Source organism: Shewanella sp. BJSY2023SW007 (genome assembly GCF_047314525.1).
In the GTDB taxonomy this organism is placed as follows: domain Bacteria; phylum Pseudomonadota; class Gammaproteobacteria; order Enterobacterales; family Shewanellaceae; genus Shewanella; species Shewanella chilikensis.
Map to the genome: position 1 here is coordinate 1 of NZ_JBKORL010000024.1, position 14,468 is coordinate 14,468.

The following is a 14,468-nucleotide window of genomic DNA, read 5'->3' on the forward strand; positions in this document are numbered from 1 at the left end:
AAAGTTGCATAAAAAAATCCGATGACATGGGGTCATCGGATTTTGATCCTTTCAGTGAGATCGTCAAGCGATCTGTCTTAACTGATCGGCATTACTGCACAGGCCCGGCATAATCCAGTAAATCGGTATACACATAAGCGACGATATAGGCTGGCATGGCCAGCGGCAACAACAGAGCCCACTGGAACAGGCGCCGGCCCCGAAACTCACAGCGCGCCACCAGCCAGGCAGCCGGCACCGCCAAAAGCAGACTGCCGACACTCACCCCCAACATCAGCCAGAAGGTATTGGCTATGTATGACGGCAGCACAGTGGCAAACATCTGCCCAAAGCGGGTTTCACCCGGTTCGAATGCCTGCATGACCAGCGCCAGCAAAGGCGCCACCATAAGGCCGCAGACGGTAAACCCCGCCCACGACCAGCCTCTGGAGAAGGTCAGGATCACAGCTATTCCCCCACAACCTTTACAGAAACGCCTTCAAGCTCAGAGATCAAACTTAACCTCATCGAGCAGTCTCAGCGCCGCCTGATGGTGCTCTGCCAATTTGTAGACAGGCAAGTCATCGGCTTTAAAGTCTCCCCAGGATGCCACCAATTCTGAGACAGGCACATCGTCCTTGACCGGATATTCCATATTGACCTCGGCATAGCTCTGTTGGGCGGCATCCGAAGACAGATACTCCATCAGTTTGAGAGCATCGGCCGAGTTAGGTGCATGCTTGGCCAGCGCCATACCCGAGACATTGATATGGGCACCGCGATTTTCCTGATTCGGGAAGTTGATCACCGCCGCTTCGGCCCATGGCCGCTGTTTGGGGTCTTGCAGCATCTTGCCATAGTAATAGCTGTTACCGATGGCGATATCACACAAACCTTCTTTTACCGCCTGCACCTGCGCCCTGTCGTTACCCTGAGGCTTACGGGCCAAGTTACTCTTCAGTCCCTGAAGCCAACTCTTGGCATCGGCTTCACCGTGGTGGGCTATCATGGAGGCCACCAGCGCTATGTTGTAGGGATGCTTGCCACTACGCATACACACCTTACCCTTGTAACGGGCATCGGCCAGGTCTTCATAGTTGATTGTCAGCGGCCCGAGGCGCTCCTTGCTGGAATAGAGATTACGCACCCTCATAGTCAAGGCGTACCAGTTTCCTTCGGGATCCCGGTATTGGGCCGGAATATTCTGCTTGAGCGTGTCACTTTCCACCTGTTTGACCAACTGCTTGTCCACCAATTCCTGCAAGCGGGAAAAGTCAGACGTCAGCACCAGATCCGCCGGTGATAAGCGTCCTTCACGAGCCAATCTATCGGCGATGCCATCTTTGGCAAACACAAAATTAACCTTCACCCCGGTAGCCTGACTGAAGTCATCCAGAATGGGCTTGACCAAAAACTCCTGGCGATAGGAATAAACCGTCACCTCATCGGCGGCGGCCACCGGCAATGTCAAACTGGATGCAGCCAACGCACTGCAAAGTAACAGACCTGTCTTGTAGCTCATATTATTCAGTACCCCATATTGGATGAGTAATTTAATGAGAACTATTTCTAATCAGCTTTATTTTCAGCCTAGTGCAAAAATTCTGACAAGGGGAGTACAAATGAAAACAGACAGAATGGCAGTGGCTGGGAGCAAAGCGATTGGAATCGGCCAAATTGTCGCAAACTAAACTAAACTGAACCTTAAAACTTATACATGGAGAGGGGAAGTATCTTGGATATTTTGGAAATCCTGCTGGCTGTCATGTCTTTGCTACTGATCTTGTTTCTGTTCCGTCACAGGTTAAGACCAGAAAAGCGTCGGCAGGACAGACCCTCTGTCCCCAAAGAGAAACAATATCACTGTGTCTCCATAGTGTTGACGCCAACTGCCTGCCAGGCGATAAGAGCGCTTGAAGGCAAGCGTTTTCTGTCGAAGGAGGCGCCCAGGCTCCCCTTGGCAGAATGTAATTGCAGCCAATGCGACTGCAAGTATCAACATCATGAAGACAGAAGAGTTCCCTTCAGCGATCGGCGACTGGACTATGGTATGAGCCGTGACCTCTATGGCATCTTCGGTGAAACCAACCGCAGAACCCACCCCAAGGGCAGGCGATACTCGGACTTGGCCAAACCGCAAATTACCGAGAAATCATCCAGGACGAGTATCTCGGAAACTCTGCCTGATTGATGCAGATTCCAGCCAGTGTGCCAAGGCCGGCGCCACTTTACGCCAGTCGAGATCCGGATGACGAAAATCAAGGTATTCGAGTAGCACCAACAGCAGTACCTGCCTGGCATCGAGTGGACCGCTCGCGATAATTCCCTGACGCTCCACTTCCATCAAGGCTCTGAGCAGGGCCTGCTCGAAACGACCACTCCAGAAAAGAGAACGAACCCCCTCCTCTTCACGCATCTGTTCCTGCCTTAGGCCAACGGCGCTATCCAACGCGCCTTTAAGCAGTGAGAACTGGCACTCATAAGCCCAGTTTTTTTGGGGCCCAAAGAAACGATCCTGGCCGAATCTAGCGTCCAGATAACGGGCAATGACTTCGCTGTCGAACAGTGCGGCGCCATCGTCCAAAAGCAGACAGGGAATTTTCCCCAAGGGGTTAACCGACAGTAACTCGTCACTGTTATCGAAAGGATTGACCAGCTTTTCATCCAACGCCAAACCCAGCTCGCGGGCAATGACCCTGACCACGCGGGCATAAGGCGAAGCTGTAGAGTAATAGAGCTGCATCCAGACTCTCCTGTTACCAGTATTTTTCGACTGTTATCTGTCCGGGGGCCCGGCGCAGGTTTTTGGCCAAACCTTTATCGATAAGCGCCGCCGTAGCCCCCTGGATCATCCCGGGGTTACCACAAAGCATCAATTGCGAGTCCTTTGCACTTATGCTTAGCCCGGCCTTGGCCTCTATCTCACCGCTTTGTAGGCCATCCGGGATGCGGCAACGCAGCGCACCGTCAAAGTCTTCACGAGTGACACTGGGCACAAACACAAATTGCTCGGGATAGGCCTGTTGATAGCCGCGGATCTTATCGAGATAGGCGAGATCCTGCACTTCTCTGACCCCGTAAACCAGAACCACCTTATCAAACCGCTGCCAAGGTTCAGGAGTATCCAACATGGAAAGAAACGGCCCCACGGCGGTACCGGTTGCCAAAAACCACAGGTGGCGCCCCTGCAATTCCCCTTTTGGGATCTCATCCAGGGTCATGAAGCCGGTGGCTTTGTCTGTCACGCTAATACTGTCACCCGGCTGCAAAGATTGCAGATCCGGCGACAACTGGCCTTGATCTACCGCCACCGCCAGTATTTCAAGATAGTCGGCCCCTGGGGCATTCACCAGCGAATAGGCCCGGGCGATACGTTTATCATCCCTCTGCTGACTGAGCTTAATAAACTGGCCCGCAATAAACGGCGCTATCTCGGCGGCTATCCTCAGGCTGAATAACTTGCTGTTCCAATCGATACGCTCAATGACCCGACCTTCAGTCCACATAGCTTCTCCTTAGGTAACACAAGACGATTATTGCAGCATAACCCCATATTCAGCCAACAAAAACCCCTCATAGTGAGGGGTGTTATCGGCAGGAAAGGTTTCACGTGAGCTCGATTATTCCTGCTCAGTGGTAAAGCTGTCTCTGAATGACTGCAACCCTTGTTGTACCAGAGAGTAGGTTTCATCCACCCCGGTCTTGATATCGCCCTCCAGCACCTTGAGTCCGGAAAGAATATCCGTCGCCTCTTTAAAGCCCTGATCTATGGCGCCGCCGATAACGTCCATAAAACCGGACAGCTGACTGTCAAAGTCCATGCTGGAGTTTTGCTGCTGGTAGACACTGAAGAACTGAGTGGCAAAGCTGACAATTCTGTCGGCCGTGGCCTCGGGAGAAGTATCTATCTGCTGCTCCTGCACCTGCTGCAGGGCATTTTCCCCCATGTAAGGTGCCAGTTCTTCATTGATGGCCTCAATCGCGGCGCGATACAAGAGACTCATGGGTTCGTTACCGCTATTGAGGCTTACTTCCTCCTGCGCCGCCAGAATAGCGTTATTCATCAACTGCTGGCTGATATGGCGGGCACTCTTGCTGCCGGCGACTTCAGATACCGCCTTACCATGATTACCGTCCAGTTGTTGAGTCTTGTCCTTGGCCACCTCAGAGACCTGAGCGCCATGATTGCGGATTTCCATCTTGGTTTCCTCGTATGAAAAGCGTATCTCAGGTTAATTATCGACCAATTCAGCAATTAGTTTAGTGATTGTTTACCCAGGTCGATACTCGAGCTATGATCCCACATGTTATTTAAGTATTTGATAGAAAATAAAAATGGTAAGAATTTTTCTACTGCTTTGTCTTTCAGTGCTTTTTAGTTGGCCGTCCCAGGCCGCCGCCCCCCATCAAACCATATTCCTGGTTAGGCATGCGGAAAAAGCTCAGGGAAGCGATCCCGGGCTGACAGTCGCAGGCAAGGCGCGCGCCGAAGCTCTGGCAGAGGCATTAAGGGACACCCAACTGCAAAGGCTGATGTCGAGTGAGTTTCGCCGAACTCAGGAAACCCTGGCACCGATTGCAACAGCCAAACAACTCAGGATTGAGGTGTTTCCAGCCAAAGTCGGCTTGGAGGCTCACATCAATGCCATAGCAGATGCAGTCAAAGCCAGCCAAGGCAATGTGCTGATCGCCGGCCACAGCAATACAGTTCCGGCCATCATCAAGGCGCTGGGTGGCCCCCTGGTTAGCCTGAATGAGCAGCAATACGATCAACTCTTTATTCTTACCTTGGCAGAACAGGGGCCCACGGGCCTGGTAACCACCCACTTTGGCAGTCAATAAGGATAGAAGATGCGCGAGCAAAACTGGTTTATGTGGGGCCTGGAACTCTTTTCCGGCCTGTTTTTAATAGTCGTCGGCTTAGGACTCTTGGTAATCACTTATATGTATATCGCCGATGTGATGCAAACCAAGCAGGCGGTGCGGCATAACTACCCTGTTGTCGGACGATTCCGGTATTTCTTCGAGAAAATGGGCGAATTCTTCCGCCAGTACTTTTTCGCTCTCGATCGGGAAGAACTCCCCTTCAATCGTGCCGAGCGTAGTTGGGTCTACCGGGCGGCGAAAAATGTCGACCGCACCATAGCCTTCGGCTCCACCAGGCCACTGGAAGCCAACGGCAGCATACTGTTTATGAACACCGCCTTCCCAACACTGGATCAAGACGTTGTGCCGCCAACACCTGTGGTTATCGGCCCTGACTGCGAACATCCCTTTGCCACCAGCGCCATTTGCCATATTTCCGCCATGAGCTTCGGTGCTCTTTCTCGCCCAGCTGTTACCGCCCTTTCCCATGGGGCAGCCCAGGCAGGATGCTGGCTCAACACAGGGGAAGGCGGCCTCAGCGCCCACCACCTCAAGGGAAACTGCGATCTGGTATTCCAGATAGGCACTGCCAAATATGGCGTTCGCAGCGCTGAAGGGCACCTGGATGATGACAAGCTCAGGGAAGTGGCCGCTCACTCTCAGGTGAAAATGTTCGAAATCAAACTCAGTCAGGGAGCCAAGCCAGGCAAGGGGGGAATTCTTCCCGGGGTAAAGGTAACCGAAGAGATAGCCGCGATTAGAGGGATCCCAGCAGGAGAGGATTCCATCAGTCCCAACGGTCATATCGAGTTTCATCATGTCGGCGACATTCTCGACATGATAGCCAGAGTCAGGCAGGTGACAGGCAAACCCACAGGGATCAAGGCTGTCTTGGGTGATACTCACTGGTTGGAAGATTTTCTGGAAGAGATTAACCAACGCGGTCATGACTCGGCTCCCGATTTCTTCACCCTCGACAGCGCCGATGGTGGTACGGGCGCAGCGCCGCAAACCTTGATGGACTACGTTGGCCTGCCGCTGAAAGAGAGCTTGCCACTGCTGGTCGAACAACTGCGGCGGCATGGACTGAAGCAGCGGATTAAAGTGATTGCCTCTGGCAAGCTTATCACACCCTCCAGAGTCGCCTGGGCGCTGGCGCTGGGAGCGGATTTCACCGCCTCTGCCAGAGGGAATATGTTCGCGCTGGGATGTATTCAAGCGCTGCAGTGCAACAAGGATACCTGCCCCACCGGGATAACCACCCATAACAAGAAACTACAACAGGGATTGGATCCCAGAGACAAATCCACCCGAGTCGCCAACTACAACAAGGCATTGCACCATGATCTGGGGATGCTGGCCCACTCCTGTGGGGTCACTGACCCAAGACAACTCAAACCACGCCACGTCAGAATCGTTACCCAAAGTGGCCTGTCGGTATCTCTGGACAAATACTACGCTCACTTCGATCAGTGACGATTTTGTCGCTGTCACCGAAGCGTAACATTGGCCGGATTGTGCGTTGCATCACAAAAGTGGTAAGATCTTGCGCCTAATCAAGACTTGCCACTTCCAGAGGATTTTGAAGTGAAAATGACATTTGTCAGTCAGGTCCCCAAGCCGGAAACGAGCAAAACTGCATCGCTCAGCTGCAAGAATTGCAGCCGTTTGATTGAGATTGAGGGAGAGATGCTCTGTTATCGCGGCGGTAAAATAACTGAACTGACGCCGGTAAACGAAGCGAAAAATAGTTTCAACCTACTGTGCGACGGCTGGCAAGCCGACCGCAACCAAACCAAGAAATAGCATCAACTCAGGCTCAGCTACGCACTTCCCCTTGCGACTGAGCCTGCTTTCTTGACTCACTGATAATTCCTTCCAACGCCGCATTAAAGGTTTCCGCAGATACCATAGACAGAGTCAGGCCGCGAGTGGATACTCTCAGACCGGCACGTAACTCGGTATGTAATTGATTGAGGGCAACATCATCCATACCTCGAGTCTTAAGCTCATCCGCCAAACTGTTCCAATCTGTACGGACTTTGTCCTGCATTCCTTCAATATTGACCTGCAATACAATGTTTTCCATCTGTGCTGCCCCCATGGCTGACGCGACTTCGGACTTTCGAGTATGCGGCAGTCAGGCTGAATCAATGCTGAACTTGCACCGACTCATCAGTCTGTTTTGTGTGCTGGATCCGCCATAAACGCGCGTAATATCCATCGGCGGCCAGCAGGCTGTCATGGCTGCCGGATTCAACCAACTGACCTTGATGCAACACTAAGATTTTATCGGCATCCACCACTGTCGATAACCTATGGGCAATAACCAGACTGGTATGGCCCTTGGCAACTTCATCGAGCGCCTTCAGAATCGCCCTCTCAGAGCGGCTATCCAATGATGAGGTAGCCTCATCAAAGACCAGTATCGGCGAGCGCTTCAATATCGCCCTGGCAATAGCCACCCGCTGCTTTTCACCGCCGGAGAGTTTCATGCCTCTCTCACCCACTTTGGTCTGGGCCTGCTGCGGTAATGCTTCAACAAACTGCTTCAGGTGGGCCAACTCTATCGCCTGCCAGATTTCGGCATCCGAAGCATCGGGGCGGCCATAGCGAATATTCTCAAACAGAGTATCGTTAAACAGCACTGTGTCTTGAGGCACTATGGCAATGGCTCGGCGCAGTGCATCTTGGGTCATATCGCGAATATCAATACCATCGACCCGAATCGCCCCTTGGCTGACATCGTAAAAACGAAACAGCAAGCGCACCAACGTCGATTTACCGGCGCCGCTTTCCCCCACTACAGCCACCTTCTGCCCAGGTTCTATCTCAAAACTCACCCCTTTGAGTATCTCCCGCTCTCCATAACCAAAGCCAACCGAATCAAAACTGACGCGGCCCTCGGTCAGCGATACGGCTTTAGCCGTAGGGCTGTCTTTTACCAGCGGGGTCTTATCCAGCAGCGAGAACATCCTCTCAATATTAGCCAAGGCTCCACGAATTTCACGATACACAAAGCCCAGGAAGTTGAGCGGCATAAAGAGTTGCATCATAAAGGCGTTGATCAATACAAAGTCACCCACAGTCATCTGCCCGCGGGTCACTTCAAAAGCTGCGAGTCCCAGCATCAAAGTCATAGCAATGGCAATAATGGTGGCCTGACCGGCATTGAGGGCGAACAGCGACAGACGATTCTTGCGCTTGGCCACCTCCCAGTCGGCCAACGCCTTGTCATATTCATTCGCCTCATAGGCTTCATTGTTGAAGTATTTGACGGTTTCATAGTTAAGCAGGCTATCAATAGCACGGGTGTTGGATACCGAGTCGGCCTTCGCCGCCTCACGGACATAGGAGGTACGCCACTCAGTCGTCACAACAGAAAACAAACCGTAGGCCAGCACAGAGCAGAAGGTGATCAATGCAAACCAAATACCGTAATTCCATAGCAAAATGGCCACTACCATCAGGATTTCCAATAAGGTGGGTACTATGTTGAACACCATAAAACGCATCAGAAAACTGATGCCACTGGTACCGCGCTCTATGTCCCGTGATAATCCGCCGGTGCGCCTGTCGAGGTGAAAGCCAAGATCCAGCCGGTGCAGATGTTCAAAGACCTGCAGACCAAGGCGTCGTATCGCTCTCTCGGTCACTCGGCCAAAGAGGGTATCCCTGATCTCCCCGGTGAGTGCATTGACTAATCTCAAACTGCCATAAGCCAAAACCAGAGCTATAGGCACGGCCAACAGCTGCGCTGTTTGGGCGTTCCCCAAGTCATCAACCAAATGCTTCAACAGGAAAGGCAAGCCGACACTGGCGAGCTTTCCCACCACAAGACACGACAGCGCCAGAATAATGCGGCTCTTGTATTCCAACAGATAGGGCCAGAGAAGTTTGAGCACTTGCCAGTTGAGCTTATCGACGGGACCGTCAAGGTAAAGAGTCGGACGCATACATCTTGCCAGGAGAAAAGAGTGTTCCGAGTGTAGCAGTGAGTGGGACCCAAGTCTGCGATCTGTTTGGCTGATAGCTCGGAAATCATCATCTGAAGCGGCACTTTAGAATGCCAAAAATAACATTTAACCTAGACTAAATGACTAGCAACAAAATTTTTATCACCAAAATCACCCCAAAGAGCTGAAAGATGGTTATACATGAAAAAAGAATTTGCTACTCTTTCCTGTTAGTACGGGCGGCAACGAGTGTTCAAAAATGTCAAACAAACCGGTCCGCACCGATTTTTTACCGTATCTGTTGAAGGAAATCTTATGTTGGATTCAAAAGTTCAATACCCGCCCCTGCCACTGATCCAAACCTGGGTATGGATGATGATCGAATCAGGCAACCCCGAGATCCAGGAAAAAGGCCGTAACAATCTAATAGCTTCCTTTGGCAGTCTGGCCAAGGCCAACGAATACCTGGCACAGCAAGTCCAAAAATAAAGGCGCCGATGGCGCCTTTACCTAAAGTATTGATCCTCAACCCTGACGGCGCTTCAGCACGCTGTCGTTGAGCATTGACAGCAGTTTCTCTGTATCATCCCAACCTATACAGGCGTCGGTAATACTTTGACCATAACTGAGGGGGTGCCCGGGATTAAGGTCCTGACGCCCTTCCACCAGATGACTCTCCACCATCACCCCGAAAATCGCCTGCTGTTTGGCGGCAATCTGGCCGCAGACATCTTCAGCCACCAACATCTGACGCCGGAAGTCTTTACTGGAATTGGCGTGGCTGAAGTCAATCATCACCTTGGGTTTCAGGCCAACCGTCTCGAGCTGAGAGCATATCCGGCTCACATGAGCCGAGCTGTAGTTGGGTTCGCGTCCACCACGCAGAATGATATGGCAGTCATCATTACCCTTGGTTGACACAATTGCCGAATGGCCAAACTTGGTCACCGACAGGAAATGGTGTGGTGCGCTGGCGGCCCCAATGGCATCTATCGCCACCTTGATGGTACCATCTGTGCCGTTTTTGAATCCCACAGGACAAGACAGGCCCGATGCCAACTCGCGGTGAACCTGAGACTCTGTGGTACGGGCGCCGATGGCGCCCCAGCACATGAGGTCGGCCATATATTGAGGGGTGATCATATCGAGGAACTCACCTGCAGTCGGTACCTGGCTGTCATTCAATTCGAGCAGCAGTTTGCGGGCCGTTCTTAGGCCGTCGTTGAGCTTGAAGCTGTTATCCATGTAGGGATCGTTAATCAGCCCCTTCCAGCCCACTGTCGTTCTGGGTTTCTCGAAATAAACCCGCATCACCACTTCCAATTGATCCTGATAGGCCGCTCTGAGTTTGGCCAGACGCGCACCATACTCCAGCGCGGCCTCGGGGTCGTGAATAGAGCATGGCCCTATCACCACCAGCAGGCGATCGTCCTGTCCATGCAGGATTTTGTGAATATTCTTCCTGGCTTTAAAGACGGTGGATGAGGCGCGTTCGGTTGCCGGAAATCGTTCCAGAATGGCTATCGGTGGCAGTAACTCTTTAACTTCATTAATCCGTACATCATCATTCTGGTAATACATAAACGTCACACAGCTCCGGCTATTGATAAGAATCTCTTGTTTTGAATAACAGTTTCAATCTATCCGCTATATTCAACCAATGCAATTAACTTATATAGATTTCTCTGCAATTCATGTTATTTCTTATTTTTTGTATGGTAATCTCTGCCTTCCAATGAGAAATTCCCTAAGCACAGCCTAATTGACAAACAAACCACCAACAACACCTTTCAATCAAGGAGTAGCCACTTTTGCCACAAGCTCTCACCTGGTTTGAATCAAACCCGATTGAACTCCTTTTTATAGGCAAGTAACTCATATAGAGTGCGCTCAAAAGCGGCTCCCTCCTCTCATGTTCAACAGTTATATTTAACTAAAAAATTAAGAAATTCCTCTATATACAGCTATCCCTTTCAATTGGCTTAACCTAGCCAATATTTCAGCAATTAACTTGCTGCAAGCAAACATTACAACTAACTTAATTAGCGGATAAACATATTTATCCCTTCACAAAATAATGATTATCAACAAGAGAAATGCGACATGAAAATATCCACCACCCTGATGATGTTGGGTCTTTGTAGTGTCTGCTCCCTGAGTCATGGCGCCACCGGCGTCGCCTTTGTCCATGGAACAGGAAAACAAACCGATGCCCTGAACGATTACTGGACCCGCGAGTTTGTCGATTCAGTTCGTCAAGGTATCAGCACCCCGAGTAACTATCAGGTCATCAACTGTGACTTCGAGCAATATATGTGGGATGAGGCCGCTGCCGGCTGTTTGGTCGATCAGCTGCAGAGCTTTATCAACGCCCGCAATCTGGATCAACTGATCCTTATCACCCACTCCAATGGCGGCAACATAGTGCGCTGGGTCTTGTCCAATCCCACCTGGGATGGACGTTATCCAGCTGTGATCAACAGCATCAGCCGAGTGATAGCGCTGGCTCCTTCCAGTGCCGGTACCCCACTGGCCGATGCCGTCACTCAAGGCAATGTGTTTGAAACCAGTCTCGGCTGGCTGCTCGGTTACGACAGCGATGCCGTCAAACAGCAGCAAGTAGGTTGGATGGCGCAATACAACAGTCAATGGCTGTACGGCACAGCCGGGCGCCCTTCTCTGGGTAAGCCTTTTGAAGCTGTTGTCGGCTCGGACGTGGAGTCGGCAGTTTGGGACAGCGACAGCTATTGCGGCGGCTATCAGAATCAAGTGGGCCTGGAGACTACCCAAAACTGGCTGGATAACTGCTCCGACGGTTTTCTTGAGTGCAACTCCCAAAGTGCCGCCGGCAGTGTCTGGTTTACCGATAAGCAGAAAACCCGTGACAGAGAACCTTTGAGTCACCATCAAAGCCGCCGGGCCTGTTTTAATCTCGACACCCTTCTGCGCAATCATATCTGAGGACGTAAGTATGAAGATGTATATCAGCAAGACACCGCTGCTGGCAGCGATACTCCTGAGCCTCACGGGTTGCCAGGATGATGCCAAGGTAGAACAAAACCAGCAGCCCAAGAGCCTGACCTTGGCCATGGTGCCGCCCCAGGCAAGCGATATCAAGGCAGGAGAAGAGCTAGATACAGGGCAATTGCCGCCCTTGAATACTTCCAGGGAAGATGTCAGCTTTGTCAGGGCGCTGTCAGGGGAGTATCAGGCCCAGCTGCCGGACAAAACCGCCAGTGCCAGCAGTGATGAATACTGGTTGATGGTTACAGGCGCCGAGCTTAACCAAGGCCTAGAGCTGCCATTAACCCAAGGCAGCAGCGTTATCCGTCTGGCTCCTCGCTGGGATACAAGCAGCGGCGCCCCTACTGCCCCCAAGAGCATTGCTCCGGACGCAGTTCAACTCAGCTCGGCCGCAGGCAAAACTGAGAACAAGCGTCTTATCCGCCGCGCCGTAGACTCTGAGTCTCTGGCCAGTGCCGGGATGGATGATGACTCCAGTGCCCTGCTGCTGAACTCAGATATCAAGCCCGGTCTCTATCGCCTGCAGGTCGCCGCAGCGCTGACCGCCACTGACAACTATCTGGTTAATGTCAAAGAGAAAGGCTCTGCCTATCGTCTCAAGTTAAGCACCCCATCATCACTCGAGGCCAACACCCATCTCGAGTTGGAGCTGGCGCTTGAGAACGATAAGGCCATGGGTTCACCTCGTTTGGCCAGTGCCCGGCTGCAGCAAGCAAGCGGCGAGCAAAAACCACTGCAACTCAGCCAAAGTGGCAACAGCTGGCGACTGCAAAATGAGCAGCTGCCCATGCCCTCAAGCAATGCGGGTTTCAGTGAATTGGTGGTCGATATTGAGACCCTGGTGGATAACACCTTGGTACGACGAACAGTCAAGACCGCCTTCAAGCAGTTCTATCCATCGGCGCGGCTGGCACCCGAAATCAAAGTTGGTTGGCAAAATGGTCTGCCAAGTGCCCTCAACTTTACGCTGGAGCTGGCCCAAAGTGGTCGTTTTGGGGTGTCGGCAATATTCACAGGGATGGACTCCCAGGGGCGGGAAATCGCCATACTGCAGAGTGAGACTGCGGCCTGGCTGACACAAGAGCAAAACAGTCTGCAGTTGCCTCTAAACCTTGAGCTAATCCAAAATTCGGGCTTAAAGCCGCCCTATGGTGTCAGGGCAGTTGAGCTCAAGGATATGGGGCAGATGGCGCGCTTGAGTTACCGCGACAAGGCGCTGAGTTTCGAAGCCCTTTAAGGCCAACTTTCAGGTAGAGAGAAACTTATAGCCAGAAAGCAACTCATAGCCCAAAAGCAACAAAGCCCGATGCAGATGTCAGCATCGGGCTTTTTATTCTGCAGCTTGGCTGCAACCAATTGCGCCTTTATAACCCCACTCTTTCAGCCAAGCTTTTGAATCAATGCCCTTCCATCGCATGCAACTTGGCCTGATAGCGTTTTTTCTGCTCGCCGTCACCGGCCAGCGCCAACGCCTTTTGCAGATTGCTCTTCGCCCGGTCGGAGTCCCCTTTTGCCCAATAGGTTCTAGACAAACCAAAGTAAAACTCGTGACGATAATCCGCCTTCTCAATCGCTCTTCGATACCAACTCAGCGCCTCGTCATATTGGCTATCCATGTAGGCTTGTTGCGCCATATCATAGTAATAATAAGGATTACGGATCCGGGCAAGCTCCAGTACCTTGTGCACTTCAGCCCATTCATCCAGTCTGTCCTGGCTGCTTAGCATGACCGCCAGGTTATAGAGGGTAGTCATGTTTTCCGGCTCAAGCATCAACGCATAGCGGTAGACCCGCTCGGCCATCTGTTCCATGCCCCTGGCGCGATAGAGCACCGCCAGGCTGTTGAGCGCCGGAATAAACAGACTCTGCTGTTGCAAGCTCTTTTTCAACAAGCCGTATGCGAGATCCCAATTCTCATTGATCAATGCCTCGGCCGCCGCATTGTTGTAATACATGGCGACCACAGTACCTTGGCTGATCTTATTGACCTTATAGCTGCGCACAGCACGCTCGGGCAGGAAATCCACCAGGATGGAACGCTCGGTGACATGGAAGACATGATTATTCTTGGGCGGGTATAGCTTGAGGTTGATATGACCATTGACCAGATAAAAGGCGCCTTGACGATCCCAGACCGGGGGCACTTCCACATCACGAAATTCAACCTCTATCCCCAGTTGTTGCGCCATGGCCGCCGTCAGGATCACCAGTGACATGCAGTTTCCGGCCCTGTCGTGAAAGGTTTCGGCGGCGGTGCGGGTATAGTTGTCCTGATAGCGAAAGCCGCCCTTGTCGGCATGGATATAGTCAGCCAACCACTCGTGGGCCAACTCCTGATTGGACATGAGTGCACCGCGGCTATAGGCACCTCTGAGCAACTGCACCGCCTCGGGAGGCAAAGCGAATAACTCGGCGGGCTCGGGGATATTCCCAACCTCTTTGAATTGGTTATCCTGAAACAGGCTGCCAAGGGCCATCTTGCTTGGCACCGGGGTACTGCTGCAACCGCAAAATAGCAGCAGCAAAACCGCACCAATTAAGCGACTCAACATGGTAGCGGATAGAGCGCCAAAGAGAGCACGAGTGACAGAGCCGGAGAAAGCGCTTGAGAAAGTGCCTGAGAACATAAGGCCTCCTGAGTTA

At 52.1% G+C, this 14,468-nt stretch carries 15 protein-coding genes and 1 pseudogene; 7 read left to right on the forward strand and 9 right to left on the reverse strand.

Annotated elements, in window-relative coordinates; all coding sequences use genetic code 11:
- Nucleotides 1-94: 94 nt before the first annotated feature.
- Nucleotides 95-445: pseudogene (locus tag ACMHXE_RS04340) on the reverse strand (iron ABC transporter permease); the annotation flags it as partial.
- A gap of 39 nt (nt 446-484) precedes the next feature.
- Complete coding sequence (locus ACMHXE_RS04345; protein WP_101052464.1) at nt 485-1,501, reverse strand: Fe(3+) ABC transporter substrate-binding protein; 1,017 nt, start codon at nt 1,499-1,501, stop codon at nt 485-487.
- Between the two features lie 213 nt (nt 1,502-1,714).
- Here ACMHXE_RS04345 and ACMHXE_RS04350 point away from each other — a divergent pair, with 213 nt between their 5' ends.
- Nucleotides 1,715-2,170, forward strand: a complete 456-nt coding sequence (locus ACMHXE_RS04350; RefSeq protein ID WP_146225980.1) for a hypothetical protein — start codon at nt 1,715-1,717, stop codon at nt 2,168-2,170.
- Here the strand turns inward: ACMHXE_RS04350 and ACMHXE_RS04355 are convergent.
- The 3 genes from ACMHXE_RS04355 to ACMHXE_RS04365 form a co-directional block, all read right to left on the reverse strand.
- A complete protein-coding gene (locus ACMHXE_RS04355; RefSeq protein ID WP_101052468.1) occupies nt 2,132-2,722 on the reverse strand; it encodes a glutathione S-transferase N-terminal domain-containing protein in 591 nt (196 codons plus the stop codon). The genes ACMHXE_RS04350 and ACMHXE_RS04355 overlap by 39 nt on opposite strands.
- Before the next feature lie 13 nt (nt 2,723-2,735).
- Nucleotides 2,736-3,485 carry a ferredoxin--NADP reductase gene (locus ACMHXE_RS04360; RefSeq protein ID WP_101052470.1) on the reverse strand — a complete coding sequence of 250 codons (750 nt, stop codon included), beginning with the start codon at nt 3,483-3,485 and terminating at the stop codon, nt 2,736-2,738.
- 114 nt (nt 3,486-3,599) lie between these two features.
- Nucleotides 3,600-4,178: a DUF5610 domain-containing protein gene (locus tag ACMHXE_RS04365; RefSeq protein ID WP_101052472.1), complete on the reverse strand. Its 579-nt coding sequence runs from the start codon at nt 4,176-4,178 to the stop codon at nt 3,600-3,602.
- 136 nt (nt 4,179-4,314) lie between these two features.
- Here ACMHXE_RS04365 and ACMHXE_RS04370 point away from each other — a divergent pair, with 136 nt between their 5' ends.
- From ACMHXE_RS04370 to ACMHXE_RS04380, 3 genes are all read left to right on the forward strand, one after another.
- Nucleotides 4,315-4,821 (forward strand): phosphoglycerate mutase family protein, encoded by a 507-nt coding sequence (locus ACMHXE_RS04370; RefSeq protein ID WP_101052474.1) that lies wholly within the window; start codon nt 4,315-4,317, stop codon nt 4,819-4,821.
- Between the two features lie 9 nt (nt 4,822-4,830).
- Nucleotides 4,831-6,321: an FMN-binding glutamate synthase family protein gene (locus ACMHXE_RS04375; protein ID WP_101052476.1), complete on the forward strand. Its 1,491-nt coding sequence runs from the start codon at nt 4,831-4,833 to the stop codon at nt 6,319-6,321.
- 117 nt (nt 6,322-6,438) lie between these two features.
- Complete coding sequence (locus ACMHXE_RS04380) at nt 6,439-6,651, forward strand: hypothetical protein (protein WP_263619481.1); 213 nt, start codon at nt 6,439-6,441, stop codon at nt 6,649-6,651.
- 13 nt (nt 6,652-6,664) lie between these two features.
- On the opposite strand, the gene ACMHXE_RS04385 is transcribed toward ACMHXE_RS04380, so the two are convergent.
- Both ACMHXE_RS04385 and ACMHXE_RS04390 read right to left on the reverse strand, forming a co-directional pair.
- Nucleotides 6,665-6,934, reverse strand: a complete 270-nt coding sequence (locus tag ACMHXE_RS04385; protein ID WP_413731491.1) for a hypothetical protein — start codon at nt 6,932-6,934, stop codon at nt 6,665-6,667.
- A gap of 61 nt (nt 6,935-6,995) precedes the next feature.
- Entirely contained in the window at nt 6,996-8,801 is a 1,806-nt protein-coding gene (locus ACMHXE_RS04390; protein WP_101052482.1) for an ABCB family ABC transporter ATP-binding protein/permease, read from the reverse strand.
- A gap of 315 nt (nt 8,802-9,116) precedes the next feature.
- On the opposite strand from ACMHXE_RS04390, the gene ACMHXE_RS04395 reads away from it, so the two are divergent.
- Nucleotides 9,117-9,290, forward strand: a complete 174-nt coding sequence (locus ACMHXE_RS04395) for a hypothetical protein (protein ID WP_101052484.1) — start codon at nt 9,117-9,119, stop codon at nt 9,288-9,290.
- 36 nt (nt 9,291-9,326) lie between these two features.
- Here the strand turns inward: ACMHXE_RS04395 and aroG are convergent, their stop codons facing one another.
- A complete protein-coding gene (aroG, locus tag ACMHXE_RS04400) occupies nt 9,327-10,382 on the reverse strand; it encodes a 3-deoxy-7-phosphoheptulonate synthase AroG (RefSeq protein WP_101052486.1) in 1,056 nt (351 codons plus the stop codon).
- A 522-nt stretch (nt 10,383-10,904) separates the two neighbouring features.
- On the opposite strand from aroG, the gene ACMHXE_RS04405 reads away from it, so the two are divergent.
- Both ACMHXE_RS04405 and ACMHXE_RS04410 read left to right on the forward strand, forming a co-directional pair.
- Nucleotides 10,905-11,762 carry a hypothetical protein gene (locus ACMHXE_RS04405; RefSeq protein ID WP_101052488.1) on the forward strand — a complete coding sequence of 286 codons (858 nt, stop codon included), beginning with the start codon at nt 10,905-10,907 and terminating at the stop codon, nt 11,760-11,762.
- 10 nt (nt 11,763-11,772) lie between these two features.
- Nucleotides 11,773-13,062: a DUF4785 domain-containing protein gene (locus tag ACMHXE_RS04410; protein WP_413731494.1), complete on the forward strand. Its 1,290-nt coding sequence runs from the start codon at nt 11,773-11,775 to the stop codon at nt 13,060-13,062.
- A 160-nt stretch (nt 13,063-13,222) separates the two neighbouring features.
- Here ACMHXE_RS04410 and ACMHXE_RS04415 read toward each other — a convergent pair whose 3' ends face one another.
- The gene (locus ACMHXE_RS04415; RefSeq protein ID WP_413731530.1) at nt 13,223-14,377 is read right to left on the reverse strand and encodes a hypothetical protein; all 1,155 of its coding nucleotides are present in this window, start codon (nt 14,375-14,377) and stop codon (nt 13,223-13,225) included.
- Between the last annotated feature and the right edge of the window lie 91 nt (nt 14,378-14,468).

Coding starts and splice junctions, on each gene's coding strand:
- ACMHXE_RS04345 (WP_101052464.1), bottom strand. CDS start 1,501: ATGAGCTACAAGACAGGTCTGTTACTTTGCAGTGCGTTGGCTGCATCC.
- ACMHXE_RS04370 (WP_101052474.1), top strand. CDS start 4,315: ATGGTAAGAATTTTTCTACTGCTTTGTCTTTCAGTGCTTTTTAGTTGG.
- ACMHXE_RS04375 (WP_101052476.1), top strand. CDS start 4,831: ATGCGCGAGCAAAACTGGTTTATGTGGGGCCTGGAACTCTTTTCCGGC.
- ACMHXE_RS04390 (WP_101052482.1), bottom strand. CDS start 8,801: ATGCGTCCGACTCTTTACCTTGACGGTCCCGTCGATAAGCTCAACTGG.
- ACMHXE_RS04410 (WP_413731494.1), top strand. CDS start 11,773: ATGAAGATGTATATCAGCAAGACACCGCTGCTGGCAGCGATACTCCTG.
- ACMHXE_RS04360 (WP_101052470.1), bottom strand. CDS start 3,485: ATGTGGACTGAAGGTCGGGTCATTGAGCGTATCGATTGGAACAGCAAG.
- ACMHXE_RS04415 (WP_413731530.1), bottom strand. CDS start 14,377: ATGTTGAGTCGCTTAATTGGTGCGGTTTTGCTGCTGCTATTTTGCGGT.
- ACMHXE_RS04385 (WP_413731491.1), bottom strand. CDS start 6,934: ATGGAAAACATTGTATTGCAGGTCAATATTGAAGGAATGCAGGACAAA.
- ACMHXE_RS04355 (WP_101052468.1), bottom strand. CDS start 2,722: ATGCAGCTCTATTACTCTACAGCTTCGCCTTATGCCCGCGTGGTCAGG.
- aroG (WP_101052486.1), bottom strand. CDS start 10,382: ATGTATTACCAGAATGATGATGTACGGATTAATGAAGTTAAAGAGTTA.
- ACMHXE_RS04365 (WP_101052472.1), bottom strand. CDS start 4,178: ATGGAAATCCGCAATCATGGCGCTCAGGTCTCTGAGGTGGCCAAGGAC.
- ACMHXE_RS04405 (WP_101052488.1), top strand. CDS start 10,905: ATGAAAATATCCACCACCCTGATGATGTTGGGTCTTTGTAGTGTCTGC.
- ACMHXE_RS04380 (WP_263619481.1), top strand. CDS start 6,439: ATGACATTTGTCAGTCAGGTCCCCAAGCCGGAAACGAGCAAAACTGCA.
- ACMHXE_RS04395 (WP_101052484.1), top strand. CDS start 9,117: ATGTTGGATTCAAAAGTTCAATACCCGCCCCTGCCACTGATCCAAACC.